The sequence below is a fragment of the Chitinibacter sp. FCG-7 genome (assembly GCF_040047665.1).
Classification (GTDB): Bacteria; Pseudomonadota; Gammaproteobacteria; order Burkholderiales; family Chitinibacteraceae; genus Chitinibacter; species Chitinibacter mangrovi.
In genome coordinates, this window is sequence record NZ_CP157355.1 from 117897 (window position 1) to 141942 (window position 24046).

24 protein-coding genes and 1 riboswitch are annotated in these 24046 nt (G+C 51.6%); of the genes, 5 read left to right on the forward strand and 19 right to left on the reverse strand.

Annotation, left to right across the window (positions count from 1 at the left end; translation table 11 throughout):
• Positions 1 to 3: 3 nt before the first annotated feature.
• Together cbiB and ABHF33_RS00570 are read right to left on the reverse strand one after the other, a co-directional pair.
• Positions 4 to 1011 (reverse strand): adenosylcobinamide-phosphate synthase CbiB, encoded by a 1008-nt coding sequence (gene cbiB, locus ABHF33_RS00565; protein WP_348945141.1) that lies wholly within the window; start codon positions 1009 to 1011, stop codon positions 4 to 6.
• Between the two features lie 3 nt (positions 1012 to 1014).
• Entirely contained in the window at positions 1015 to 2844 is a 1830-nt protein-coding gene (locus tag ABHF33_RS00570) for a TonB-dependent receptor domain-containing protein (RefSeq protein WP_348945142.1), read from the reverse strand.
• 147 nt (positions 2845 to 2991) lie between these two features.
• A riboswitch (cobalamin riboswitch) is annotated at positions 2992 to 3253 on the reverse strand.
• Between the two features lie 175 nt (positions 3254 to 3428).
• On the opposite strand from ABHF33_RS00570, the gene ABHF33_RS00575 reads away from it, so the two are divergent.
• The 5 genes from ABHF33_RS00575 to ABHF33_RS00595 all read left to right on the forward strand — a co-directional run bounded on the left by ABHF33_RS00575 (position 3429) and on the right by ABHF33_RS00595 (position 7482).
• Entirely contained in the window at positions 3429 to 4013 is a 585-nt protein-coding gene (locus ABHF33_RS00575) for a GbsR/MarR family transcriptional regulator (RefSeq protein WP_157314699.1), read from the forward strand.
• A gap of 2 nt (positions 4014 to 4015) precedes the next feature.
• Positions 4016 to 5347 carry a cytochrome ubiquinol oxidase subunit I gene (locus ABHF33_RS00580; protein WP_348945143.1) on the forward strand — a complete coding sequence of 444 codons (1332 nt, stop codon included), beginning with the start codon at positions 4016 to 4018 and terminating at the stop codon, positions 5345 to 5347.
• 2 nt (positions 5348 to 5349) lie between these two features.
• A complete protein-coding gene (locus ABHF33_RS00585; protein ID WP_348945144.1) occupies positions 5350 to 6375 on the forward strand; it encodes a cytochrome d ubiquinol oxidase subunit II in 1026 nt (341 codons plus the stop codon).
• Positions 6376 to 6537: 162 nt separating this feature from the next.
• Entirely contained in the window at positions 6538 to 7020 is a 483-nt protein-coding gene (locus tag ABHF33_RS00590) for a DUF4231 domain-containing protein (RefSeq protein ID WP_348945145.1), read from the forward strand.
• A 6-nt stretch (positions 7021 to 7026) separates the two neighbouring features.
• A complete protein-coding gene (locus ABHF33_RS00595; RefSeq protein WP_348945146.1) occupies positions 7027 to 7482 on the forward strand; it encodes a hypothetical protein in 456 nt (151 codons plus the stop codon).
• A 37-nt stretch (positions 7483 to 7519) separates the two neighbouring features.
• Here the strand turns inward: ABHF33_RS00595 and ABHF33_RS00600 are convergent, their stop codons facing one another.
• The 17 genes from ABHF33_RS00600 to frr all read right to left on the reverse strand — a co-directional run bounded on the left by ABHF33_RS00600 (position 7520) and on the right by frr (position 23994).
• Positions 7520 to 8302: a TrmH family RNA methyltransferase gene (locus tag ABHF33_RS00600; RefSeq protein WP_348945147.1), complete on the reverse strand. Its 783-nt coding sequence runs from the start codon at positions 8300 to 8302 to the stop codon at positions 7520 to 7522.
• A gap of 113 nt (positions 8303 to 8415) precedes the next feature.
• Positions 8416 to 9798: an HDOD domain-containing protein gene (locus ABHF33_RS00605; protein WP_348945148.1), complete on the reverse strand. Its 1383-nt coding sequence runs from the start codon at positions 9796 to 9798 to the stop codon at positions 8416 to 8418.
• Entirely contained in the window at positions 9786 to 10505 is a 720-nt protein-coding gene (locus ABHF33_RS00610; protein ID WP_348945149.1) for a class I SAM-dependent methyltransferase, read from the reverse strand. The genes ABHF33_RS00605 and ABHF33_RS00610 overlap by 13 nt, the downstream gene beginning before the upstream one ends.
• 27 nt (positions 10506 to 10532) lie before the next feature.
• Complete coding sequence (motB, locus tag ABHF33_RS00615) at positions 10533 to 11426, reverse strand: flagellar motor protein MotB (protein WP_348945150.1); 894 nt, start codon at positions 11424 to 11426, stop codon at positions 10533 to 10535.
• Between the two features lie 37 nt (positions 11427 to 11463).
• The gene (gene motA / locus ABHF33_RS00620; RefSeq protein ID WP_348945151.1) at positions 11464 to 12324 is read right to left on the reverse strand and encodes a flagellar motor stator protein MotA; all 861 of its coding nucleotides are present in this window, start codon (positions 12322 to 12324) and stop codon (positions 11464 to 11466) included.
• Between the two features lie 94 nt (positions 12325 to 12418).
• Positions 12419 to 12994 (reverse strand): ribonuclease HII, encoded by a 576-nt coding sequence (gene rnhB, locus ABHF33_RS00625; RefSeq protein WP_348946581.1) that lies wholly within the window; start codon positions 12992 to 12994, stop codon positions 12419 to 12421.
• Between the two features lie 2 nt (positions 12995 to 12996).
• A complete protein-coding gene (gene lpxB, locus ABHF33_RS00630; protein WP_348945152.1) occupies positions 12997 to 14172 on the reverse strand; it encodes a lipid-A-disaccharide synthase in 1176 nt (391 codons plus the stop codon).
• 6 nt (positions 14173 to 14178) lie between these two features.
• Positions 14179 to 14955, reverse strand: a complete 777-nt coding sequence (lpxA, locus tag ABHF33_RS00635; protein WP_348945153.1) for an acyl-ACP--UDP-N-acetylglucosamine O-acyltransferase — start codon at positions 14953 to 14955, stop codon at positions 14179 to 14181.
• A 13-nt stretch (positions 14956 to 14968) separates the two neighbouring features.
• Positions 14969 to 15385 carry a 3-hydroxyacyl-ACP dehydratase FabZ gene (fabZ, locus tag ABHF33_RS00640; RefSeq protein ID WP_348946582.1) on the reverse strand — a complete coding sequence of 139 codons (417 nt, stop codon included), beginning with the start codon at positions 15383 to 15385 and terminating at the stop codon, positions 14969 to 14971.
• 13 nt (positions 15386 to 15398) lie between these two features.
• The gene (gene lpxD / locus ABHF33_RS00645; RefSeq protein ID WP_348945154.1) at positions 15399 to 16454 is read right to left on the reverse strand and encodes a UDP-3-O-(3-hydroxymyristoyl)glucosamine N-acyltransferase; all 1056 of its coding nucleotides are present in this window, start codon (positions 16452 to 16454) and stop codon (positions 15399 to 15401) included.
• Positions 16454 to 16945, reverse strand: a complete 492-nt coding sequence (locus ABHF33_RS00650) for an OmpH family outer membrane protein (protein WP_348945155.1) — start codon at positions 16943 to 16945, stop codon at positions 16454 to 16456. Before ABHF33_RS00650 ends, lpxD begins: the two co-directional genes overlap by 1 nt.
• Positions 16946 to 16959: 14 nt before the next feature.
• Complete coding sequence (bamA, locus tag ABHF33_RS00655) at positions 16960 to 19251, reverse strand: outer membrane protein assembly factor BamA (protein WP_348945156.1); 2292 nt, start codon at positions 19249 to 19251, stop codon at positions 16960 to 16962.
• 27 nt (positions 19252 to 19278) lie between these two features.
• On the reverse strand, positions 19279 to 20601 hold the full coding sequence (rseP, locus tag ABHF33_RS00660; protein WP_348946583.1) for an RIP metalloprotease RseP: 1323 nt from the start codon (positions 20599 to 20601) through the stop codon (positions 19279 to 19281).
• Complete coding sequence (gene ispC, locus ABHF33_RS00665) at positions 20595 to 21815, reverse strand: 1-deoxy-D-xylulose-5-phosphate reductoisomerase (RefSeq protein WP_348945157.1); 1221 nt, start codon at positions 21813 to 21815, stop codon at positions 20595 to 20597. The genes rseP and ispC overlap by 7 nt, the downstream gene beginning before the upstream one ends.
• Positions 21816 to 21845: 30 nt before the next feature.
• Positions 21846 to 22661: a phosphatidate cytidylyltransferase gene (locus tag ABHF33_RS00670; protein ID WP_348945158.1), complete on the reverse strand. Its 816-nt coding sequence runs from the start codon at positions 22659 to 22661 to the stop codon at positions 21846 to 21848.
• The gene (locus ABHF33_RS00675; protein ID WP_432803947.1) at positions 22655 to 23419 is read right to left on the reverse strand and encodes an isoprenyl transferase; all 765 of its coding nucleotides are present in this window, start codon (positions 23417 to 23419) and stop codon (positions 22655 to 22657) included. Before ABHF33_RS00675 ends, ABHF33_RS00670 begins: the two co-directional genes overlap by 7 nt.
• 17 nt (positions 23420 to 23436) lie before the next feature.
• On the reverse strand, positions 23437 to 23994 hold the full coding sequence (frr, locus tag ABHF33_RS00680) for a ribosome recycling factor (protein WP_157314681.1): 558 nt from the start codon (positions 23992 to 23994) through the stop codon (positions 23437 to 23439).
• Positions 23995 to 24046 lie beyond the last annotated feature (52 nt).

Sequence of the window (24046 nt, forward strand, 5' to 3'; positions counted from 1 at the left end):
CCATCAGCTGATCGCATGGGCGATGAGCAGCAAGGCTACGCAAGATAGCAGCCACAAGGCCAGCGTTTTTTTCACCAGCACGATGCTACGGGCAATATCGGCTGCTTGCGGTGCAGGCCCGGCGCCCAGCGCGGTGCGTTGCTCAATCTGCCCGTGATACATGGCATTGCCACCCAGCGTAATGCCTAATGCGCCCGCCCCGGCGGCCATCACTGGCCCGGCATTCGGGCTATCCCAGCGTGGCGCCTGACTGCACCAGCATTGCCATGCCGTGCGAGTCTGGCCTAGCACGGTGTAGGACAAAGCGGTTAATCGCGCCGGAATAAAATTGAGCACATCATCAAGCCGCGCGGCGCAGCGGCCAAAACAATTCAAGCGTGGCGTGCGATAACCCCACATGGCGTCGAGAGTATTGGCCAGTCGATGCAAAATTGCGCCCACACCGCCGAGCAGCACAAACCAGAATAAGGTGGAAAAAATCGCATCCGCGCCGTTTTCCAGATTGGACTCGATCGCGCCTTTGGCGATCTCGGTGTCACTGAGCTGGCTGCAATCGCGGCTCACAATCATGCTCAGCGCGATGCGCGCAGCGGGTAAATCATTGGCGAGCAGTGGCGTCGCAATCGCGCGCACATGCACCAGCAGGCTATTGGCCCCCAGCGCAAACCACAGCGCCGCGCCATTGAGCAGCACGAGACTGATTAAATTGGCGCTCAAGGTAGCAGTCTCGCTGCCGAGTAAATGCGGCTGAACATACTGCAAGTACAGAGCATGGATACCCCAATACAAACCACAGGGTATTGCCAGCAAGAGCAGTACAGACAGAGCCCCCATGGCAATACCCGTCACCGTATTGTATCGGCAGGGAGGATTTAGGCGCTGTTCCAGCCATTTTGCCCACCGGCCAAAACCCACCAGTGGGTGAAAACGGCGCGGCTCGCCGACGCACCACTCCAGCGCCAACCCGAAGGCCAGCGCCAGCAGCAGTATCAGTGGCGAGTGCAGCAGCATGGTTTACTTGGGCGACCAGCGTACATTGAGCATGCCGTTCACGCCCAAAGTGCCATAGTCGTGCACCTGCGTGTACGCTTTATCAAAGACATTGTTGACCCGTGCAGCAACAGTCCAGTCTTTGCTGAGCTGGTATTCGGCCAGCAGATTGGTCAGCGCATAGCCGCCCAAAGTGACACGACCCACGCCGTACACATCGTCATAACGCTGGCCTTGCAGCTGAACCTCGGCGCGCACCCGCCACGCCGACTGGCTGAAGCCCGCGTAAATCAGGCCACTCTGACGCGCACGCAGCTCAAGCTGGCGATCGGCTTTCTGATCCAGCGCATCCAGATAGTCAAAGCTCAAGCCTGCCTCAAGACCGTTGCTGGCCCAGTCGGCCGTCAGCGTCAGGCCGGAGAGCTTGACCTTATCAACGTTTGAAACCGCGTTTTTCTGGTTCAGGATGAAATTTTTCACCTGATTGCGATACAGCGTGGCGCCCAGCTGCAGGTTGTTGGTCTGGTAACGGGCAAACAATTCGCCACCAGCCGATTCCTGCGGCTTCAGATACGGATTGCTCCAGCCGGGGTAGTACAGCTGATTAAAAGTCGGTGCCTGATAGCCCGTGCCGTAGCTGCCGCCCAGCTGCAGGCCGTGATTCACCTGCCATGACGCGCCCAGCGTGCCGGTGGTCTGGCGACCGAATTGCGAATTGTCATCGCTGCGCATATTGGCTTGCAGCGTTACCGCGCCCAGATTGGCCAGATAGCCGCCCAGCACACTATTGATGCGGCGCTGCGTCACGTCATATTTGGTCGTGCCCGAGACATCTTGCGCCAGCGTTTCCAGCGCCAGCGTCAGCACGCCGGGGCCAGCCTGCAGATTGTTCTGCCATGAAAACTGGGTTTGCCGCGTTTTAAAGCGGCTCTCTTCCTGCGCCCAAGCGCTAGGCGGCTGATAGCTGTAGCTGTCGTCGATACTGCTACCGGCCAGCAGTTTGCTCTGCCAGGCGTCGGTCAACTGATGCTCGCTCCAGACGCTGGCGGCCAGATTGGTGCCGTGATCGCGGTAATTGTAATATTTGCTGGTTGAGGTGTTGTCGTACTGATTGGCCACTTTGGCGTACAGCAGGCTGGCGCCAAAGGCATGGGCGGCATTGAGCTGATGGCTGGCGCTCAATGACAGGCTGTTATTTTCATAGCCGTCGTCGTCGGCATTGAATTTCTGGTATTTGGGCAAGACCAGCGCGCTCTCGCCGTCGGTTTTGCTGTGTGCCAAACCAATTGAGAAGCGCGTTTGCTCGTTGCCGCCAGAGAGGCTGGCGCTGGCTTCAACGCTGTTTTGCGTGCCATAGCCCACGGCAATACTCGGCGTAAAGCCTTTGCCGCCGCGCTTGGTGAAAATCTGGATCACGCCGCCGATGGCGTCAGCACCGTACAAGCTGGCCGCCGGGCCGCGCAGAATCTCGATCCGGTCTACTTGTGCCAGCGGAATATGCTGCAGTGCAGCGCCGCCCGAAGTAGCCGAGCCATAGCGCACGCCGTCGATCAGCACCACGGTCTGGCTGGAGTTGGCACCCCGGATAAACACGGCCATATTTTTGCCCGCGCCGCCGTTACTCATCATTTGCAAACCGGGCTGTCTGGCCAGCAATTCGGGCAGGCTGGCGCTGGCTTGGGTTTCAATCTGCGCACGCTCGATCACAGTGACATCGCCCACGACTTCACGGGCGGGCTGCGCAATGCGGGCTGCGGTGACAACAATTTCGTCGAGCTGAGTGATTTCGGCATGCGCCATGGCCGAAAGAGCCGACAAACAGAGCAGGTATAGCTTGGAAAAACGCGTATTCATTAGAGCCTCCGGCAATACACCCTCAGTGTATTGCATCAATAAAACGGCAGGAGACTCGATGAAAAAGGAAACAGCAGGCAGGCCGTGCGGCCACCGGATCTGTCGCCACGGTCACCCTGCCGCAGGAATCCGCCACGCACCCATAGGCAGGCGCTGACGAGCAAGGCCGGTATCCGGACTGATCAGTGGCCAAAGCGGCACCGCTAAGTGGTGCTAATTTGGCCGATCATTCGCCTTCCCATCTCACCGCCTTAAATAGGCCGAAACAGTGGCTGCGCCTAATACACGCAGGAATGATCTTGACTGACTTACCGTTGCAGGGGCAGTACAGGTTTTTCACCTGTTTCCCGTTTAAAGGTGCCGAAAGTCATACTTTCGCGCTACCTCACCATTGCTGGCGCGCATTGTAGCCCAAAGCCCGCGCCGATACCTGTCTTGAATATGACACAGGACATAGTCAACGATTTAGGTTTTCTCTATCGAGCACATAGCCAAATACAATCAGCCCTGCCCATTGCGGGCCATCAGTAGTAAGAATATGATCCATATCAAATTTCATAAATTACTGAAAATTCAAAACCTCCATGAACCTCACACCACTGATTCAATCTTTTGTGCTGCACTTTGGCGAAATGGGCAGCCATTGGGGCATTAACCGCACCGTTGGCCAGATGTATGCGCTGCTGTTTGTCAGCGAAAAGCCGCTGAACGCCGATGAAATGGCCGAAGCACTGGGCTTTTCGCGCTCGAATATCTCGATGGGACTGAAAGAGCTGGTGTCGTGGCGACTAGTGAAACTGCAGCACCTGCCGGGTGATCGGCGCGAATACTATTCAACGCCCGACGATGTGTGGGTGATTTTTCAAACGCTGGCCGAAGAGCGCAAAAAACGCGAAGTCGACCCGACGCTGACCATGCTGCGCGGCGCATTGCTCGAAACGCCTAGCAACGACGCCGACAAACACGCCCAAGCGCGGATGGCGCAAATGCACGATCTGATCGATTTGACCACCAGCTGGTTTAGCGATATTCAGCGCCTGGACGTCGAAACCTTGCAAAAGCTGATGAAGCTGGGCGCGCAGGTGCAGAAATTTCTCGAACTCAAGCAAAAGCTGCCCGCTTTTCTGGGCGGTACCGATTCCAGTAACAGCCCAGAGAGCAAGGACTAATCATGTCGCCCGATGCTTTAACCCTACTTGACCCTGTCGTGCTGGCGCGCATTCAGTTTGCCGCCAATATCACCTTTCATATTTTATTCCCGACCATCAGCATTGCCATGGGCTGGGTGCTGCTGTTTTTCAAGCTGCGCTTTAACGCCACGGGTGACGAGAAATGGATGGCAGCGTATGGCTTCTGGGTGAAAATTTTTGCGCTGACCTTTGCGCTGGGCGTGGTCAGCGGCATTACGATGAGTTTTCAGTTCGGAACCAACTGGCCCGGCTATATGAAAACGGTGGGCAATATTGCCGGGCCGCTCTTGGCCTATGAAGTGCTGACCGCGTTTTTCCTTGAGGCGACCTTTCTTGGCATTATGCTGTTCGGCCAGAAAAAGGTGAGCAACCGGATGCACACACTGGCCACCGTGCTGGTCGCTGGCGGCACGACGCTGTCGGCATTCTGGATTATTGTGCTCAATTCCTGGATGCAAACGCCAACCGGCTTTGAAATGATCAATGGCCAGGCGCACGTTACCAGCTGGCTGGCGGTGATTTTCAACCCGTCTATGCCGTATCGCCTCACGCATATGCTACTCGCCTCTGGCCTGACCGTAGCGTTTCTGATTGCCGGCATCTCGGCGTTTCAATGGCTCAAAGGCCAGCGCCAGGCAGGCGTGCAGGCGGCGCTGAAAACCGGCGTTTTTCTGGCCGCCACGCTGATTCCGCTGCAAATCTTGGTTGGCGATATGCATGGCTTGAACACTCTGCAACATCAGCCTGCCAAACTGGCGGCCATTGAAGGTGTATGGGAAACCGAGCGCGGCGCGCCGCTGCTGCTGTTTGCACTGCCCAATAGCGATACGCGCAGCAATGACTACGCCATCAGCATTCCCAAAGTCGCCAGCCTGATTCTGACGCACGAACTGGAGGGCGAAATCAAAGGGCTGAACGAGTTTGCCGAGCACCCGCCCGTCGCCAAAGTATTCTGGGCCTTCCGCGTAATGGTGGGGGTGGGTATGTTGATGCTGCTGGCGAGCTGGCTGGCCGCGTGGCAGATACGTCGCAATGGCGAACCACAGCCACTGGTGGGCAAACTGCTGATCGGCATGACCTTTAGCGGCTGGATTGCCACCGTGGCCGGTTGGTATGTCACCGAAATCGGCCGCCAGCCGTGGCTGGTGCAAGGTGTGCTGAAAACCGCCGATGCAATATCCAGTGTGCCCAGCGGTATGGTGCTAAGCACCTTGCTGATGTATCTGGCGCTGTATGTATTCTTGCTGGCGTCCTATATCTCGGTCGTCTTTTATCTAGCCAAAAAAGCTGGCCAGCCAGCTGGGGAGCATTAATCATGCTAACAACCATTGATCTGGCCTACTGGCTACCCGTAATTTTTGCCGCGCTAATGGTGATCTCGATGTTCGCCTATGTCATCCTCGACGGGTATGACCTTGGCGTCGGCATTTTGCTTGAGCTAGAGAGCAATACCCACGAAAAAGACAAAATGATCGCCGCCATTGGCCCCTTCTGGGATGCCAACGAGACCTGGCTGGTGCTCGGCGTCGGCCTGCTGCTGGTGGCTTTTCCAATGGCGCATGGCGTGATTCTCACGGCGCTCTATCTGCCGGTGGCGCTGATGCTGCTGGGGCTGATTTTGCGCGGCGTGGCGTTTGATTTTCGCGTCAAAGCGCAAGCGCATCACCAGCCACTGTGGAATCGACTCTTTTTTGTCGGCTCGCTACTGGCGACTGTTTCGCAAGGCGTGATGCTGGGGCGTTACCTCACCGGCTTCGCTCCCGGCTGGGGCGCGTGGGGCTTTGCGCTGCTGGTGGGTGCGAGCTTGGTCGCTGCGTATGCGCTGATCGGCGCGAGCTGGCTGATTATGAAATCGACCGGCGCGCTGCAACAACGCGCAGTCGTCTGGGCACAACGCAGCGTGTGGTTTGCTGCCTTGGCGGCGGTGCTAGTGTCGATTGCCACACCGTGGGTCAGCCCACGCGTATTTGATTTGTGGTTTTCTCTGCCCAATGTCTTCCTACTCGCGCCCGTGCCGATCATGAGCGCCGCGCTATTTGGCGTGATCGCCTATTCGCTGCCGAAACTTGCGCAACGTCAGCGCAACGGCAATGATAACTTCTGCTGGATCCCCTTCGCCGCCACCGTCAGCATTGTGCTGCTGTCGTTCTTTGGCTTGGTCTACAGCATCTTCCCGCATTTGGTGATTGACCAGCTCACCATCTGGCAAGCTGCCAGCAGCACCGAGGCATTACAGATCATGTTCTTTGGCGCAGCACTGGTACTCCCCACCATCATCGGCTACACGATTTATTCGTATCGGGTGTTCTGGGGTAAGGCGGGAGAACTGAGTTATCAGTAATGAGAACAACAAGCACTGCAAGGGCGGCCGTTCCGCGTCGCCAATGCAGTGCTAGGCAACCCCATACTTTCTGACAAGTTGCGCACATGAGACGACATCGGCGCGTAACCATCCTCACACCTAGCAGGCTGGTATGATGCGGTTTTCCCGTACGCCTGAACGATGATGGATCGCGACATTACTCTGAATATCCAGCAGCAGCATCCCGATATGCGGGTGCGGTTTTTATTGTCAAAAATTCTCAAGCACCAGAGCTATTCGGAGCGAAAAAGTCGGCGTCTTAAGCGCACGACTTATGTACTGAAGTTTTCCATGCTGGCGCTGGCGGCGGCGTCCACGGTGGTGCTGGGGCTAGATGCGGCGATTTTGCTGCCGTATGCCAAAAATATTGCGCTGGTACTGGGCGCGATCATGACTTTGCTGGGCGGGATTGCCAGCTTTTTGAATATAGAAGAATACTGGATGCGCAATAATGCGATTCACTTGCGGCTTAAGGGATTGCGTGACCGGCTGGTGTATCTGTCGGCGGATCTGCAGCGCATTGAAGAGGACGCACTGCAAAGCCTGATCAATGATTATCAGGCGATTACCGAGAGCAATATCAACTACTGGCATGAAGCGATTGCCGAACGCAATGTGGCGTAATCCGGGATGACAGCGATTTATTACCAGCCGCGCCGCCATTATCACTACACTCTGGCGCAGCCTTGCGAATTTGATCTGGGCTGGCCGTTGCCGCAGCCGATTGAATCGCCCTTTATTTGCCTTAGTTGCGATGGCAGGCTGCGTCTGGCCGAGCGCTACGCTTGGGACGGGGCGAGCGGGCCTATGCCTGACTTGCCCAGCATTATGCGGGCTTCATTGCTGCACGACGCGCTGTATCAGCTGATGCGCGAGGGCCATCTGGATCGCCAGCGTTTTCGCCGGCCGGCCGATCAATTGCTGCTACAGGCGTGCCGGGCTGACGGGATGAATGTGCTGCTGGCCTATTGGGTATATGCCTGCGTACGGCTGTTTGGCGAGCGCCATGCACGCAGCAATGTGAAGACTCTCAGCAACCCGCCGCTGCACAATATCCAACAGGGTATTGCCTCAAAGAACAATTGATAATTAGCCTACAAACATATACCCAACAGAAAAAATATCAGCGCCGTTGGCGCACGATTTCGTAAAGACAGATCGCTGCGGCGTGCCCCACATTGAGCGACTCGATCCCCACCTGCATCGGAATCAGGATTTTAGTGTCGGCCAGCTGCGCCATCTGCGGCGAAACACCAAGACCTTCCGAGCCCATAACCAGCGCCAGATCGCCCCGCAAATCGCTGGCGTATAAATCCTGCGCCGCCTCATCAAGCAGGCTGGCCGCAATCTTGCCGCGAAATTGCTGCGCCAGCGTGGGCAAATCGGCGTTTTCAATACAGGGCAAAACCACCTGCGCCCCCATGCCCGCGCGCAGCACTTTGGGCGACCAGATATCGGCGCAAGCGGCCGACAACCAGACCTGATCAACGCCTGCGGCATGGGCGGTACGCAAAATGGCGCCGACATTGCCGGGGTCTTGCACCCCGTCGAGCAAGAGGCACAGGCCATCGTGCCGTGGCACTTGCTGCGCGGGTATGGCCACCAGCGCCAGAATGCCACTGTGGCTGGGCAATTCGCTTAAGGATTCAAACAGCGCATCAGCCAGTACAAGACATTTGACACCTTGAGATTCACAGCGCGATAGTAGTGTGGTGATTTCCGGTTTTTGCGCGCCAGCGGCGGTCACAAACACCGTTTGCAGCGCCTGACCAGCGTCGAGCCAGGCTGCCAGCAAATGCGCGCCATCAAGCAAAGTCAGCCCGGATTTGCTGCGTTCGCGCCGGGACTGGCTGAGTTTCAGTGCGAGTTTGTATTGAGAATTTTGCGAAGAAGTGAGTGTTTCCATAGTGCCCGATGTGCGGTAATCCGATGTGCAAATAAGCTGGCCTAGCGCCACCGCTTCTAGACCCAGTATTGAAAGTACCTTGGTACGATCTACGAAGCTAGAGCTAGGCAGGCTTATTTATGATGGCGGGCATTATGCGCCAAAGCGCGGCTGGTGAGGGTGCTGATTTGCTTGAAATGCTGATATTGATAGTCGGAAACCTGACCTGTGCTGCCCGGATCGGCGTACAGAATACCCAGCGGTTTGTCGGCGACAAAAATCGACATCGCGCAAAAGCCATCGGCCAATACCTGCTCGCGAAACTCGCTGGGTAAGAGTGGCCGGTATTGCGCGGCATTACCTGCATTCAGCCAGATGCTGCTGGGCTTTTGCAACAAGCGGGTAAAGAGATGCATCTCCTGCAGCGAAATCACCATTTTGCGCAGTGCATCGGTATCGCGGCCCTGCACATAGCGCGAGCGCAAGGTATTTTCACCGGCCATAAACAGGGCAAAGACAATACGCTGCATGCCCAGCCCGTCGGCAATGGCCTTGATCGTCAGCGACATCACCTGATTGGTGGGTGCGCCCTGAATACCTGCCAAATGCAGCGCCTGCATTCTTTCAACTAGGATGTCTTTTTCCACTTCTTCTGGCTCGGCCACTGCAGAAGCCGCTTTTTTCACCACCGGAACAGGCCAGTCGCCAGGCTGCATCACCAACCAGCGCGCCGGGCTGAAAAAAGGCCCCTGCTCGCCCAGTTGCCGGGTCAGGCGCAATAAATATTTGGTCAAGGTGCGCCAGACATCGCCGACTTCCTGCCCCAGAATCAATGCCATGGTCTGCAAATGGCTGTGTAATTGCGGCTGCCACCAGCCCTGCTCAAGTAGCTCTACCGCAGCAAGCAAGGCTTTATGCAAAGCGTAGCGCGGCGTTGGCTCGGCCATAATGCCCAGCAATTCGGTAACAGCCACCGGGTACTGCCAGGCCTGCAAGAGCTGGCTAACATTAATGCCTGTACCCGCAATTCCTATGGCTGGCGCACGCGCCAGCAAGGGCAAAATTTGCTGCAAGGGCTGGAGCAAGGCCGCAATCTGCACCACATCCACTTTGGAGTCATAGCGCTGGGTGGCCAATTCATGCGCCAGCTTGCGCTGAACCCGGGCCTGAAAAACCCACTTTAGCAGTTGCGAATATTCCTGCTGCAAAGCAGGCAGCATGACACTTTCGACCGTGGCATGCCTGGCAAAGCGATCGAGAAACGGGACAACGCCAATGAGCAAAATAGCGCTTTCAATCGCCGCAATATCGGCGGTCAGCGCCGTTTTATTCCGATGATTGACCGTGCGCAGCAACTGGGCGGCCAGCAAAGGATCTTGCAATACCACTTCGGCGATTTCAGCCGGTTTAATCTTGTCCGCACGGCGCACCATATGGATGATCTGGTTGCGCGAGGCCTGCAAAATCGGCAAGGGCTTGTTCAGCCAGGCTTGATATCCGGTGGCTACATCTGCCATATCAGTAACTTCCCGTTTTTCCAGTCGTGCAATGGTAGGGTTTGCGTGGGTTCTTGCTCATCGATCGCAAAACTATTGCTGATCAAAATCGCGCCTTCTTTCATTTCGGCCCTGGCCTTGCGCCATAAATCCGGCATTGCTGCAGGCGAGAGATAGGCGTAAATGCAATCGTAGTCGGCAAAATCAAGCGTCTGGTAATCGGCACGCAGCCAGCCAATACGCGAACCCAACGTGCATCGCCCCATCAGCCAGGGCAGCAGTGCCATTTCGACGCCAGATAATTGCAAATCCGGCCTATGCTGCGCCAGATACGCCAGCACCCGGCCGGTCCCTGCTCCTACATCGAGAAAGCGCTGCCCGGGCGGGATGATCTGCGCCAGTGCTTCCAACGCTTGCTGCTCGGATAAAAACAAGGGCACTCTGGACGCTGAAATCCGGCCGAAGATCAACCAGGTCAAAATAAAAGCGAGCAAAAACCAGTAACTATCAATCTGCAATTGCGTGGTGATAAATACAGCAGGTAAAAAAGCCAGATGAATCCACGGCCACCAGGCTTCCTCATGCCAAACGCGCGCCAGCGTAAAAGCGGCCACCGCTGCCAGGCCGATTGAAATCGGTAAGGGCCATTGAAAATACAGACCCGCCAACAAAGGGATGACAGCGACTGCTTGAATCAGCAAGAACAAACGGGCGGGTTTGGCAAACATGGGACTGCACTTATTCTGTTGGCGCACTTATTCAGCTGGAGCAGGCGCAGGCTCTACAGGCTGGGCCTCTTGCTCGCCAGCTTGCTCGCGTATATCTGTTTCAGCTTCTTTATTGAGCACTACAATGCTGATTCGGCGATTGATTGGGTTGTAGATATTGTCTTTATCGAGCGGAATAACATCGCCAAAACCATTGACCCGCAAAATCTTGCCCGGATCCAGCCCGCCTAAAATCAGTTCGCGCCGTGAAGCATTCGCCCGCTCGGAAGAGAGCTCCCAATTGGTAAACCCCGCGGCTCCACCAGCAAATTTACTACTGTCAGTATGCCCCGAGAGCGAAACGGCATTCGGCACTTCATTAAGCAGCTGGGCAATTTCTTGCAAAATGCCATGCGCGAAGTCTTCCAGCTCGGAACTGCCCGATTTGAACATCGGGCGATTCTGTTCATCGACGATCTGGATTCGCAGCCCTTCGGCGACCATATCCAGTTTGAGCTGATTTTTATATTTGGCCAGCGTTGAGTTTTCCTTGATTTTATTATCCATCAAGGCTTCAAACTTCTGCTTGAGCGCCGAGAGGCGGCGCTTATCTTTGGCGGCTTCGGTCTGGGTTGGGGGATCACCTTTTTTGACTTGACCAGATTCTTTTGTCAGATCGTTACCACCACCCTGAATAACCGTATCGGATTCACCCGCACCAGAACCGCCTGCATTGGCAATTTTGACCGGATTGGAAAAATAATCGGAAACACCTTTTAAATTGCCTTTCGACACCGAGCCCAGCAGCCACATCAATAGAAAAAAGGCCATCATTGCCGTTACAAAGTCGGCATAGGCAATCTTCCATGCGCCACCGTGGTGGCCATGCCCGCCTTTCTTGATTTTTTTAACGACTATGGGGCGCTGGGAATCGTCGCTCATTATTCATCCATCATGCAGGTAATGTTGCTTGGCTTACTTACTTGCCTTTCGCATTTTTGACAAAATCTTCCAGCTCTTTAAACGATGGCCGCTCGGTTGACGACAACGCTTTCCGGCCAAATTCAACGGCCACTTGCGGCGCATAGCCATTCAGGCTGGCAAGCAAGGTAACTTTAATGGTCTGCAAGACCTGATGCATTTCGGCATTTTTGGTTTCCAGTACCGTTGCCAAAGGCCCGACAAAACCATAGGCCAGCCAGATACCCATAAATGTACCTACCAGAGCAGCACCAATCAGTTTGCCAAGCTCGGATGGCGGCAAATGCAAAGACCCCATTACATGCACAACGCCCATTACAGCAGCCACAATACCAAATGCGGGCAGACCATCTGCAAGCTTGGCCATTGCGGAGGCAGGCCCTTCTGCCTCATGGTGATGGGTGTCAATTTCAACATCCATCAGATTTTCAATCTCAAACGCGTTTAAATTACCACCCACCATCAGGCGCAAATAATCGCAGATAAATTCTGTGACATGATGATCATGGGAAATTTTGGGATACTTGGAAAAAATCGGGCTGGCATGAGGGTCTTCAACATCCCCTTCAATCGACATCAAGCCTTCCTTGCGAACCTTGGCCAGCAATTCAAACAAGCAGGCAAATAAGTCCATATAAAAGGGCTTGGTATATGCGGAGCCTTTGAAAATACTAGGCAAGGCCTTTGTAAAAGCCTTCATCCCCTTGCCGCCTTGTGCCGCAATCATACCGCCAATGGCGCCACCGAAGATGATGACAATTTCAGAAGGCTGCCATAACACGCCTAGGTGACCACCATGCCATGCGTATGCCCCCAAAATGCAGGTACACATGAAAACATAACCGAGTAATACGAACATTAGTCCGCGCCCTTTATTGGTTGCAAATAGTATGCAAAATTGAAGACACAAATCATCTTAGTGTTTGCGTAATCGACAGACAACAAAAATCCGGCTAGAACAAAGTTGTTTGCATTAATGCTGCACGAACCGGTGCAAACGATGTCCGATGACACGCCGTTGCCCCTAGGGCTTTCAAATTAGCCAAATGCAAAGCCGTGCCATAACCTTTGTGCTGTGCAAATCCGTAGCCTGGATATTGGACTTCCAACACTTGCGCTTCGGCATCTTTGGCAACCTTTGCCAATACTGAAGCCGCAGATATTTGCAGCACTTTTGCGTCGCCCTGAACAATGGCCTGAGCAGGAATATCCAGCTGGGGTATACGATTACCATCAATCAAAGCCTGATCGGCAGCGACTGACAAACCTGCTATCGCGCGCTGCATCGCCAACATAGTTGCCTGCAAAATATTAAGCCGGTCAATTTCTTCCACCGAAGCCGACGCGACACACCAGGCAATCGCGTCCCGTTTGATGCTGATGGCCAGTTGCTCGCGCTTGCTTGCACTTAGTTTTTTTGAATCTGTTAATCCTTCACACACCCAATGCTCAGGCAAAATTACTGCCGCAGCAAAAACAGAACCAGCCAAAGGGCCACGGCCCGCCTCATCAACGCCGCAAACATGCATCACTACACTCTCTTCTGCAAAAGGCTCTGGATTGCAGTTGCAGCACGCTCACTGGCCGAGCAGCGCATACTCAGGTGCAAGTCGGTAAATTTATCGGCAATTTTGCTTCGCAGTGCATTATCAGATAAATAATTACTGATGCTCAACGCCAGGTTTTCACTATTTGCATCGGCCTGCAGAAATTCAGGGACCAAGAACTGCTTGCTAATAATATTGGGCAGACTGACGTAAGGCAGCAAATATTTGCGTTTAACGATTCGGTACGTCATATCGGAAACACGATATGCCACTACTGTCGGACGTTTTGCCAGCATCGACTCCAAAGCAGCCGTTCCCGAGGCCAGCAGAACGACATCTGAAGCTGTCATGGCATCATGCGAATGACCAAACATTAAACGCCAATTCAAATGCTGCGCGCCTTGCCGCCAGATTTCCTGCTCAAAAATCTGGCGCGTCTCGCGAGTAATGAAAGGCACAAGAAAAACCAGCCCTGGGTACTGCTGCTCAAGTTTGCTGCTGGTTTCAATAAACAAGGGGGCAAGAGCCTGAACTTCACGCTGGCGACTGCCCGGCAACACAGCAAGCACTTGTGCATTCTGGGCAATATTCAGGATTTCCCGGGTTTGGGCAGCATTACTCTGCACAGGCATTTGATCAGCTAATGGATGCCCAACATAAGTTGCAGGAACGCCAGCCTGCTCATAAATCGCCTTCTCAAACGGCAGAATAAGCAGGATATGATTAACGGCCGCCTTGATTTTTTTGATGCGCTCAGGACGCCAGGCCCAAATAGACGGGCTAACGTAATGAACGGTAGGAACCCCCATCCGTTTGATTTTTCGCGCCAAACCAAGATTGAAATCAGGGGCATCGATACCAATGAACAAATCCGGTTTACTGGCTTTGCAACTATCCACTAACCGGGCACGCAAACGCAATAAGCCGGGAAGATGCTTGATGACTTCCACAATTCCTCCGACTGAAAGCGTTTCCATCGGCTCGATTGTTTTAGCGCCAGCCGCCAGCATTTTAGGACCTGCAACGCCAATAAACTCAGCGGTGGGAAATCTTGCCTTTAGTTCTGCAATTAATGAAGATCCGAGTAAATCTCCGGATGCTTCGCCAGCTACGATTGCAATTTTTGGCCAAGAAGAGGGATTAAAATTGAATTCCGACATTAGCAATTAGCGAACAATGCCACGGGTAGAGAGAGCGAAAAACCGAACAAAGGCCATCAAGGCTACATTTGATTGTGCTTGCTCTTGAATTTGAGCAACGGCGTCATCGTAGGAAATACCAGAACGATACAACAATCGATAAGCTGATTTAACCGCTTTGATATCTTGCTCATTAAAACCTCGACGCTTCATTCCTTCGGCATTAAACCCGCGAGCAATCGCCCTGTTTCCTTCGCACATCACAAATGGCGGTAAATCTTGAACGATAATTGAACCGCCCCCAGCCATTGCATGCTCACCAATTGTGCAAAATTGGTGCACCGCAGTTAAACCACCCAGAATGGCATAATCACCTACCGTGACATGACCTGCCAAAGTGGCACTATTAGCCAGAATAACATGGTTACCCAACACACAGTCATGCGCAATATGCGCGTAGGCCATAATCCAGTTATCATCGCCAACACGGGTTATACCGTTATCTTGTGCAGTGCCTGTTGATACAGTGACATTATGAAAAAAAGTATTGCCATGACCAATCTCAAGCAGAGTTGGTTCATTCGCATACTTTTTATCCTGAGGGTCACAGCCAATCGCGCAGTAAGGATAAAACCGGTTATTTTTGCCGATTTTTGTATTGCCAGTAATCACACAATGCGAATCAATCACAGTCCCGGCGTCAATTTGCACCTTCGGACCAATAATCGAAAATGGCCCGACACTGACATCCTCGGCTAAAACAGCTTTTGGATCGATAATCGCACTAGGGTGAATATTTGCCATCAGTAAATTCCTGTCAAACTTCGCGCTGGGCACACATCAAATCGGCTTCACAAGCCAATTCATCTCCGACATAGGCCTTTGCCGAATACTTCCAGATGCCACGTTTTGACGCTGTAATTTCAGCCGTCAAAATTAGCTGGTCACCTGGAACAACTTGCCGCTTGAATCGGGCATTATCAATTCCGGCATAGAACAAAATAGTATTTTTTGATGGTGGTGGATTAATACTCTTAAACGTTAGTACACCAGCCGCCTGTGCCAAAGCCTCCAGAATCAATACGCCGGGCATCACAGGGTAGCCGGGGAAATGCCCCTGAAAAAATGGCTCATTCATTGATACATTCTTGATTGCCTTTACTGATTTTCCAGCTTCCAACTCAAGTACGCGGTCAACCAACAGGAATGGATAGCGATGTGGTAAATGCTCCATAATTTCTACAATTTCAATTGGTGTCACAACTTTCTCCCTGTTCTATCTGTTGTTCGATACATTTTTCTAGGTATTTAATGCGCTTAGCTAATTGATCCAGTTTTCGCAAATGAACCATATTTTTAAGCCAAGTATTATGCGGCACTATTGGTACTCCGGATGCATAAACACCACTTTCTTCAATCGAAGATGGCACTGCACTGGCAGCAAGCAAGGTCACTCTATCAGTGATCGAGAGATGCCCACCAATCAACACTCCGCCGCCAATCAAGCAATTTTCACCAATTGCTGCAGAGCCCGCAATCCCCGTGCAAGCAGCAATCGCAGTGTGCCTGCCCACTTTCACATTGTGCGCAATTTGAATCTGGTTATCCAAACGAACACCTGATTCAATAACCGTATCGTCCAGAGCGCCACGATCAATTGTGGTGTTTGCTCCAATTTCAACGCAATCACCAATAATAACGCGGCCAATTTGCGGAATTCGCTCCCAGTGGTCACCTGCCCAAGCGTTGCCAAAACCATCAGAACCGATCACTGCACCTGCATGAATCACGCAGTTTTGCCCAATCTCTGACTCTGAATAAATCACCACATTGGGCATAATAATCGAATGCGCACCTATTATTGATTCGCGCCCAACAAACACACCCGCTTTGAGTTGCACGCCATCAGCAATCCGTACACTCTCCTCAATCACAACATGAGGACCGATCTCTACATCTTGGCCAAGGACGACAGACTCGGCAATCACCGCGCTGGCATGGATTGAGCCATTTGACTTGGGAAGAGGATGAAATAAATTCGAAACTCGGGCAAAAACCAAGGCTGGGTCATTACAAACCAGATACGACTTTGTGTCAGGTAATCCATCTGCGCATTTAACAATTACGGCAGAGCACGAGCTCTCAAGCAAGCTACTGGCCAACTTTGCATTGGCGAGATAACAAATATCACCCACATGCGCCGATTTCAATGATGAAACATCATGAATCAGCTGATTTTCACCGACCAAAACGGCAGAGAACTGTTCTGCCAACTCAAGTAAGCTGATTTTTTTCCCTGACATTATTTATCCACCAGCTGACGCAACACCTTATCGGTAATATCCAATTTAGGATTTCGATAAACCGCATCTTGCAAAATGACGTCGAATTTTTCCTGTTCTGCAATATTGCGAATAGCAATATTCACGCGGTCCTGCAGTCCTGATAATTCTTCATTTCTTCTGGAGTTCAAATCTTCATTAATTTCACGCTGAATTCGTTGAAAATCTTGATTGAGTTTTAATAGCTCACGTTCTTTTGACCTGCGCTCGCCTTCAGAAAGAGAGCCTTTATCAAGCAATTGCTGCAAAGCTTTGCCTTGCACAGAAACTCGCTGCAACTCAATGCGACGAGGCTCGAACTCCTTTTCCAGTTTCTTTGATGCACGAACTGCGGGGGCCGCTTCACGCAAAATCCGCTGTGTATCCACAAAACCGATACGAGTATCTGCCAAAGCGACTTGTGACAAGCCAAATGAAACCATTAACGCAAAAAAAAGACGTTGGATACTCATTAGGTTTTCCCGTATTAAAATACTTGGCCAAGTTGGAATTGAATACTTTGAGTTTTATCGCCCTGCTTCGAGTTAAAGGGCTTGACCCAGATAATTTTCAATGGCCCAACAGGAGAAATCCAAGTAAAACCAAAACCGGCAGAATACCGTAGCGAATTTATTTCGATATTTTCACCCTTGCCCCAAATATTACCTACATCCGCAAACATACTTAGACGCATTGATTTATCGTCTTTTACTCCTGGGATTGGAGAATATAACTCAAAATTATTGACAAATCGAACCACGCCACCAATAGCATCACCGTTTTCATCTTTAGGCCCCAAGGAACCGGACTTATAGCCACGCACAGAGCTCACACCACCGGCAAAATAATTTTTATAGAACGGCAACTCATCACCCGCGTAACCATCGCCGTAACCCATTTCTACATTCCAGGCAAAGGTAATTGGCGATTTCTCGCGGAAAGAGTAAAAAAACTGACTCTGTGCAGACAATTTGTAGAAAGTCACATCAGATGGAGGAACAGCAACTTCGGCACTTAGGCGTTTGTACCAACCTTTTGTTGGAAACATTGCAGAGTCGCGATCATCTGCAGACCAATTAGCTGTTAGCGTGTAAGTATCTGATACATCACCGTACTTCGCGACATGATCCTTCACATAAGTTGGTGAGCCGGTATTTGTAATCAGCTTCAAATTTTCGTAATTAAGTCCTAAGCCAATCGTGTTGTAATCACTAGTTGGCATCCCAAAATTGAAACTTAGGCCTTTTGATTCCGTAGAATAATCACCTAGCTCCAACTCACTGGGATCTGTTTTTCTCATGTAAAGACTCCAGCCAAATGAAACACCATCTGTTGTCGCATATGGATTATTCATTGACAAAGCATATGTCTTTGATGCCGAACTATTATTCAATTCAGCCGAGAAGCGTTTACCTGTACCCAAGAAGTTGGACTGAGAAATCGAAGCCTGAAACAGTGCGCCTTCACTTTGGCCATAACCAACACCAAAATTGAAATTACCTGTTTTCTGTTCGATGACCGATACATTCATATCCACCTGATCAATTGCATCGGCTACGATTGGTGTTTCAATATTCACTTCAGAGAAGTAGCCCAATTGCTGCAAGCGTTGCTTGGAACGTTTAATTTTTGACAAATCGTACTCGGCAGACTCCATCTGCCTCAATTCGCGCCGAATCACTTCATCACGCGTCAAACTGTTACCAACAATATTAATCCGCCGAACATTAGTTTTTTTGCCTGGATCAACCATAAAATTAATTGAAACTAAGCTACCATTTTCATCAACTTCAGGCACCGGGTTGATGTTCGCAAATGCATAGCCCTGCTCACCTAATAGATTAGACATTGCCGCTGCTGTTTTGTTTATTTCTTCGCGTGAATACACATCACCCGATTTGACACTAGCAAGCGCCAACAACTGATCTTTATATTCTGGGAGGGCTGTAATAACATCAACAGCACCTACTTTGTACAAACTACCTTCACGCATATTGATGCTGAGGTATATCTCACTTTTATCTTCAGACAACGCCACGCTGGTTGATTCAATCACAAACTTGATATATCCGTTATCCAGATAAAGTGACTTGATAGACTCAAGATCAGCCGCAAATTTCTGTTTTGAATATTGATCCGATTTGGTATACCAAGTCATCCAATTACTGGTACTGGCGCTCATAGCATCGAGTAGATCCGCATCGCTGTAAACGGTATTCCCTACAAAATTGATGCCTTTGATTTGCGCCACTTCACCTTCAGAAATATCAATCTGCAAACCAACACGATTACGATCGAGCTTGGTGACCGTTGCTTTGACATCAACCGAATAGCGTCCGCGGGAGTAATACTGCTGTTTTAATTCATTCACAGCAGAATCGAGCACTGCCTGTTGGAAAATCTGGCTTTCTGCCAAATTTTGTGATTTGAGCGCAGCTTTGACCTGATCTTTATCGATCAATTTCGCGCCATTGACATTGATCTGTGCAACCGTAGGTCTTTCGTCCACAGTCACAACAATCACATCCTGATCAGCTTCAATCCGCACATCGTCAAAAAAGCCAGTCGCAAACAGATTGCGGATTGCAGTACTGGCTTTTGCCTGATCAAACGGCTCACCTACTTTAACACCCAGATAATTGAAAACCGTACCGGCATCGGTACGCTGCAAACCTTCGACGCGAATATCACGCACGGTGAATGAATCAAAAGCCAAAGCATTGATGCTCAGACTTGCAAGTGCTGCGCTGAGCAGCAGGTACATAGGCTTAAATTTCATTTTTATCGGCTGTTTAAAGTTGAGTGATTAGCCCAGAAGAAGGCGACTGGTATCGTTATATAAAGCCAGCGCCATCAACATGAGCAAAAGAGAAAGGCCAATTTTCTGTAACCATTCCGTTACGAAATCGGGCACGATTCTACCTGTGACCAGTTCGTAGCTATGATACAGCAAATGACCGCCATCCAGAATCGGTACTGGTAACAGGTTCAGCACGCCAAGGCTGATACTGATTAATGCGAGAAACTGCACATACGTCATCCAGCCCATTGCAGCGCTTTGACCGGCATAGTCAGCGATGCCAATTGGGCCACTAACCTGCTTGGGCGAAAGCACGCCGGTCAGCATTTTGCCGAACATCCGTAATGTCATTAGCGACATTTGATAGGTTTTCATCACCCCCATCTGGATTGCTGCAAGCGGGTCGAGCTTGATCGTCATGACTTGCTGTTGGCTTTGAGCAATTCCCAAACGGGCGACCTGCTGCCCATTTATCGCTTCAAATACAGGTGTTGCATGCAGCGTAAGTACTTCAACCCCACGTTTAACCGTCAATTCCAGCTGACGCCCTGGCGATGTCATAGCCCAACGCTGAACATCCTGCCATGTATTTACCGCTTGCTGATTAATCGAAACGATTTCGTCACCAACCCGAAGGCCTGCTTGCCGGGCGGGGCTATTTTCCTGAACGACACCAATCACATTCAAACTGGAAAATGGGGAAATACCCACCCTAGCCAGCATCTGCTGGTCGAACTGTTCGGATTTGAGCTCACCCAGTGGCAATTGACCATGGTGGATAGAGCCATCCTGTTTTTGCAATACAAAAGGCACTAATGTCTCGCCCGCCTGCGCAAGTAACTCCAGCTGCAGCTGGTCCCAACTCTCAACTGCAGTATTGGCAACCGATAAAACCCGGTCACCCACCTCAAAACCTGATCTGGCAGCCATACTCTGCGCTTGCACACTGGCAATCTGCGGCTTCAGCGTTGGCACGCCAGCGCCATAGCACAGCGCAAATGCCATAACGGCAAAGATGAAATTGGCCAATGGCCCCGCAAACACGATGGCTATTTTTTTAAGCGGATGTTGCCGATTAAAAGCGCGCTGACGTTCACTCGCCGTCAACGTCTGCTCGTTTTCATCCAGCATCCGAACATAACCACCCAGTGGAATCATGGCGATCTGCCAGGTAGTTTCACCGCGCTGCCATTGAAAAACTGGCTTGCCAAAGCCAATCGAGAAGGTCAATACCCCCACCCCGCATTGCCTTGCAACCCAATAATGACCATATTCATGGACAAATACCAGCAAGGATATTGCAAAAACAAAGGCCAGCAGCGTTAGCATGCGATTGCAGTTCTCCACTTGGCCACCAAGGCCTGCGCATGGGTGCGCGCCTGATGATCGGCGGCGAGCAATTCATCTAGGCTGCCCGATGCAAGCCCTGCTTTGGCCATCAGTGTTGATTCGATCAATTGCGGAATCTGGGTAAAACGGATTTGCTCGGCAAGAAATGCGGCCACAGCCACTTCATTGGCAGCATTCAAAATCGCAGGCGCAGCGCCGCCTTCACGAATTGCCGCATAAGCCAGACCCAAACAAGGGAAACGCTGATGATCAGGCGCTTCAAAATCAAGGCGGGCAATGGCAAATAGATCAAGAAGCTTCACTCCCGCGCTGATACGTTCCGGATACGCTAGACCATATGCAATCGGCGTGCGCATATCAGGCGACCCCAGCTGGGCCATCACCGAACCATCGCAATACTGCACCATCGAGTGAATTACACTTTGCGGGTGCACAACGACATCAATCCGATCAATCGGCGCATTAAACAGCCAGTGCGCTTCAATGACCTCCAGCCCTTTATTCATCAAGCTGGCTGAATCCACCGAGATTTTTTTGCCCATGGACCAATTGGGGTGTTTGATCGCCTGTGCAGGCGTAATTTGCTCAAGTTGCGCCAGTGTATGCGAGCGGAACGGGCCACCTGATGCGGTCAGCAACAGCTTCTCGATGCCTGCCTCGACAAAACTACTGCCATACGGTTGCTCACGAAAGCCAATTGGCAAGGACTGATAAATAGCATTGTGCTCACTATCAATTGGCAATAGCTGTGCACCAGACTGACTTACCACATCCATAAAAATCTGGCCGGCCAATACCAAGGTTTCTTTGTTGGCGAGGAGCACCCGCTTACCAGCCTGAGCCGCCGCCAAGGTAGCTGGCATACCGGCCGCCCCTACAATTGACGCCATCACCGTATCCACTTCCGGCGCAATCGCGATATCAATCAGCGCTTGCTCACCCACCTGCACTTCAATATCTAGCGCCAGCGCTTGAAGGCCATCACGCACTTGCTTGGCGCGTACCTCATCAAGAACCACGATGATTTTGGGCTGAAACTGCTGGCCTATCTCAAGCAATTTATCGATCTGGCTAGCACCAGAAACAGCAAAGACCGAATACAGCTCAGGGTGTTGTGCCACCACATCCAGCGTGCTCTGGCCAATACTACCCGTCGCACCCAGGATGGTAATTATTCTTTTCGTTTGAGGCATGGCCTAATTTCTCACACAGTGAAGCCAAAGCTAGATTAGTTGCGACAAATAAATCACCGCACTGACAGGCAAGATGGCCAGCAAGCTATCAATACGATCCAGCACTCCGCCATGGCCAGGCAAGAGATTGCTACTGTCTTTGAGATTGACCTGGCGCTTGAACAAGGATTCCAGCAAATCGCCCATCACACTTACAGCAGTCAGCAGCAGCGCAATCAGCAGCCATAAAACAGCTTGCGCCACCGGACTAGGGAACACCTCGCCCAACAAAGCAAAAGGCTTGGGCAGCAGCTGGATATAAATGATAACTGCCAGTGTGCCACCATACACGCCTTCCCAGCTTTTTCCCGGGCTAATGGTTGGAGCCAACTTATTCTTGCCAAACGTCTTGCCGGAAAAATACGCAAATGTGTCAGCAACCCACGCCACCATCATCACGGCCAGCAAAGTTGTACCATCGGGATGAAGCACCACCATGGCAAGCGCAGCAGGCACCAGAATCGCCAATCCCAACAATGCATTCATATTGCCAGCACGACTCAACACCCATTTTTGCTTGAGCCAGAGCGGCACCATCAGCACCCAAAAGAGCGCAGAAACAAGCAACAAGGCAATTTTGCTCTCAAGCGGTAGACCGTACCAGCTTAGCAAAAAGACCGATGGCACCAAGACTGGGTAGACTTTGGCCAGCCAACCGGACATTGAAGCAAGACGCTGCCATTCCCAGGCGGCAAAACCTAGCAAGCTTGCACAGAACAATATCCATAAATTCTTGGGCAGGAAAAACAGAGCAGCCAGTACAACCGGCAGCAAAACACAGGCGGTAATAATTCGGGTTTTTAGCATGAGGAATCGCTCAGTTGCTCGCTAATGCGGCCAAATCGTCTCTCACGCTGCTGAAACCACGCAATCGATTGGTGCAATTGTTCGCGACCAAACTCTGGCCACGCCAAATCGGTGAAGTAAAGCTCGGTGTATGCTAGCTGCCAGAGCAAGAAGTTGCTAATCCTTTGCTCCCCACCCGTGCGGATAAACAGATCAGGATCAGGCGCGTACGCCATCGAGAGATAAGGCTGCAAATCCGTCTCGGCAAAACCGGCCAACAGGTCAGGCTGGTCACGCAGCATAGCCTGCGTTGCCTGCATAATATCCCAGTGCCCGCCATAATCAGCAGCAATCGTCAGACATAAGCCCGTATTATTGGCCGTTTTTTGCTCGGCAAGCTCAATCAATTGCACCAATTGCGCAGAAAACTGGTCACGTCGGCCAATAATCTTCAGCCGGATATTATTGCGCTGCATGCGCTCGATCTCACTATCGAGTACTTGCAGAAACAGCCCCATCAGAAATGAAACTTCATCGGCGGGGCGTCGCCAGTTTTCGCTCGAAAAAGCAAAGACCGTTAAATAAGCCACCTGCAGCTCATCACACGCCCGAATCACATCACGCAGTGCATCTACACCCTTTTTGTGACCATAGATACGGGGCATCATCCGTTTTTTGGCCCAGCGGCCATTGCCATCCATGATGACGGCAATGTGCTGCGGAATTTTACCCTGGGTTAGATCGATTTCCTGCTCGCTGACGCGATTAAACAAAGCCACGCTCTACCGCCTTTCAATTAAACCGTCAGCAACTCTTTTTCTTTCTCGGCCAATTGGCGATCCAGTTCGGCGATGTATTTATCGGTCAGTTTCTGAATATCATCCTGACCACGACGCTCATCATCTTCAGAGATTTCTTTATCTTTCAGTGCACGTTTGAGCTGATCATTCGCATCGCGGCGCACATTACGCACGGCAACGCGCGCATCTTCTGTTTCGCCACGCACTACCTTGATCAAATCTTTACGACGCTCTTCAGTCAGCATAGGCATCGGCACACGGATCAAATCGCCTTGCGCAGCCGGGTTCAAACCCAGATCACAATCGCGAATAGCTTTTTCAACTTTACCCACCATGTTTTTTTCGTACGGTTGCGCGCCAATCGTGCGTGAGTCAATCAGCGTAATATTGGCAACCTGATTCACAGGCACCATGCTACCGTAGTACTCAACCTGCACATGATCGAGCAGGCCCGTATGCGCCCGGCCTGTACGAATTTTTGCCAAGTCAGTTTTTAACTTCTCGGCGGTTTTCACCATCTTTTCTTCAGTTGCTTTTTTGATATCCGCAATCATTTGATAACCTCTACAACACTTCGGCAATAAAGACGTCTGCTCAATAGCATTC

Excerpts from the sequence above, each read along its gene's own strand:
- cbiB (WP_348945141.1), bottom strand. The coding sequence starts at position 1,011 with ATGCTGCTGCACTCGCCACTGATACTGCTGCTGGCGCTGGCCTTCGGG.
- ABHF33_RS00570 (WP_348945142.1), bottom strand. The coding sequence starts at position 2,844 with ATGAATACGCGTTTTTCCAAGCTATACCTGCTCTGTTTGTCGGCTCTT.
- ABHF33_RS00575 (WP_157314699.1), top strand. The coding sequence starts at position 3,429 with ATGAACCTCACACCACTGATTCAATCTTTTGTGCTGCACTTTGGCGAA.
- ABHF33_RS00580 (WP_348945143.1), top strand. The coding sequence starts at position 4,016 with ATGTCGCCCGATGCTTTAACCCTACTTGACCCTGTCGTGCTGGCGCGC.
- ABHF33_RS00585 (WP_348945144.1), top strand. The coding sequence starts at position 5,350 with ATGCTAACAACCATTGATCTGGCCTACTGGCTACCCGTAATTTTTGCC.
- ABHF33_RS00590 (WP_348945145.1), top strand. The coding sequence starts at position 6,538 with ATGATGGATCGCGACATTACTCTGAATATCCAGCAGCAGCATCCCGAT.
- ABHF33_RS00595 (WP_348945146.1), top strand. The coding sequence starts at position 7,027 with ATGACAGCGATTTATTACCAGCCGCGCCGCCATTATCACTACACTCTG.
- ABHF33_RS00600 (WP_348945147.1), bottom strand. The coding sequence starts at position 8,302 with ATGGAAACACTCACTTCTTCGCAAAATTCTCAATACAAACTCGCACTG.
- ABHF33_RS00605 (WP_348945148.1), bottom strand. The coding sequence starts at position 9,798 with ATGGCAGATGTAGCCACCGGATATCAAGCCTGGCTGAACAAGCCCTTG.
- ABHF33_RS00610 (WP_348945149.1), bottom strand. The coding sequence starts at position 10,505 with ATGTTTGCCAAACCCGCCCGTTTGTTCTTGCTGATTCAAGCAGTCGCT.
- motB (WP_348945150.1), bottom strand. The coding sequence starts at position 11,426 with ATGAGCGACGATTCCCAGCGCCCCATAGTCGTTAAAAAAATCAAGAAA.
- motA (WP_348945151.1), bottom strand. The coding sequence starts at position 12,324 with ATGTTCGTATTACTCGGTTATGTTTTCATGTGTACCTGCATTTTGGGG.
- rnhB (WP_348946581.1), bottom strand. The coding sequence starts at position 12,994 with ATGCATGTTTGCGGCGTTGATGAGGCGGGCCGTGGCCCTTTGGCTGGT.
- lpxB (WP_348945152.1), bottom strand. The coding sequence starts at position 14,172 with ATGTCGGAATTCAATTTTAATCCCTCTTCTTGGCCAAAAATTGCAATC.
- lpxA (WP_348945153.1), bottom strand. The coding sequence starts at position 14,955 with ATGGCAAATATTCACCCTAGTGCGATTATCGATCCAAAAGCTGTTTTA.
- fabZ (WP_348946582.1), bottom strand. The coding sequence starts at position 15,385 with ATGGAGCATTTACCACATCGCTATCCATTCCTGTTGGTTGACCGCGTA.
- lpxD (WP_348945154.1), bottom strand. The coding sequence starts at position 16,454 with ATGTCAGGGAAAAAAATCAGCTTACTTGAGTTGGCAGAACAGTTCTCT.
- ABHF33_RS00650 (WP_348945155.1), bottom strand. The coding sequence starts at position 16,945 with ATGAGTATCCAACGTCTTTTTTTTGCGTTAATGGTTTCATTTGGCTTG.
- bamA (WP_348945156.1), bottom strand. The coding sequence starts at position 19,251 with ATGAAATTTAAGCCTATGTACCTGCTGCTCAGCGCAGCACTTGCAAGT.
- rseP (WP_348946583.1), bottom strand. The coding sequence starts at position 20,601 with ATGCTAACGCTGCTGGCCTTTGTTTTTGCAATATCCTTGCTGGTATTT.
- ispC (WP_348945157.1), bottom strand. The coding sequence starts at position 21,815 with ATGCCTCAAACGAAAAGAATAATTACCATCCTGGGTGCGACGGGTAGT.
- ABHF33_RS00670 (WP_348945158.1), bottom strand. The coding sequence starts at position 22,661 with ATGCTAAAAACCCGAATTATTACCGCCTGTGTTTTGCTGCCGGTTGTA.
- frr (WP_157314681.1), bottom strand. The coding sequence starts at position 23,994 with ATGATTGCGGATATCAAAAAAGCAACTGAAGAAAAGATGGTGAAAACC.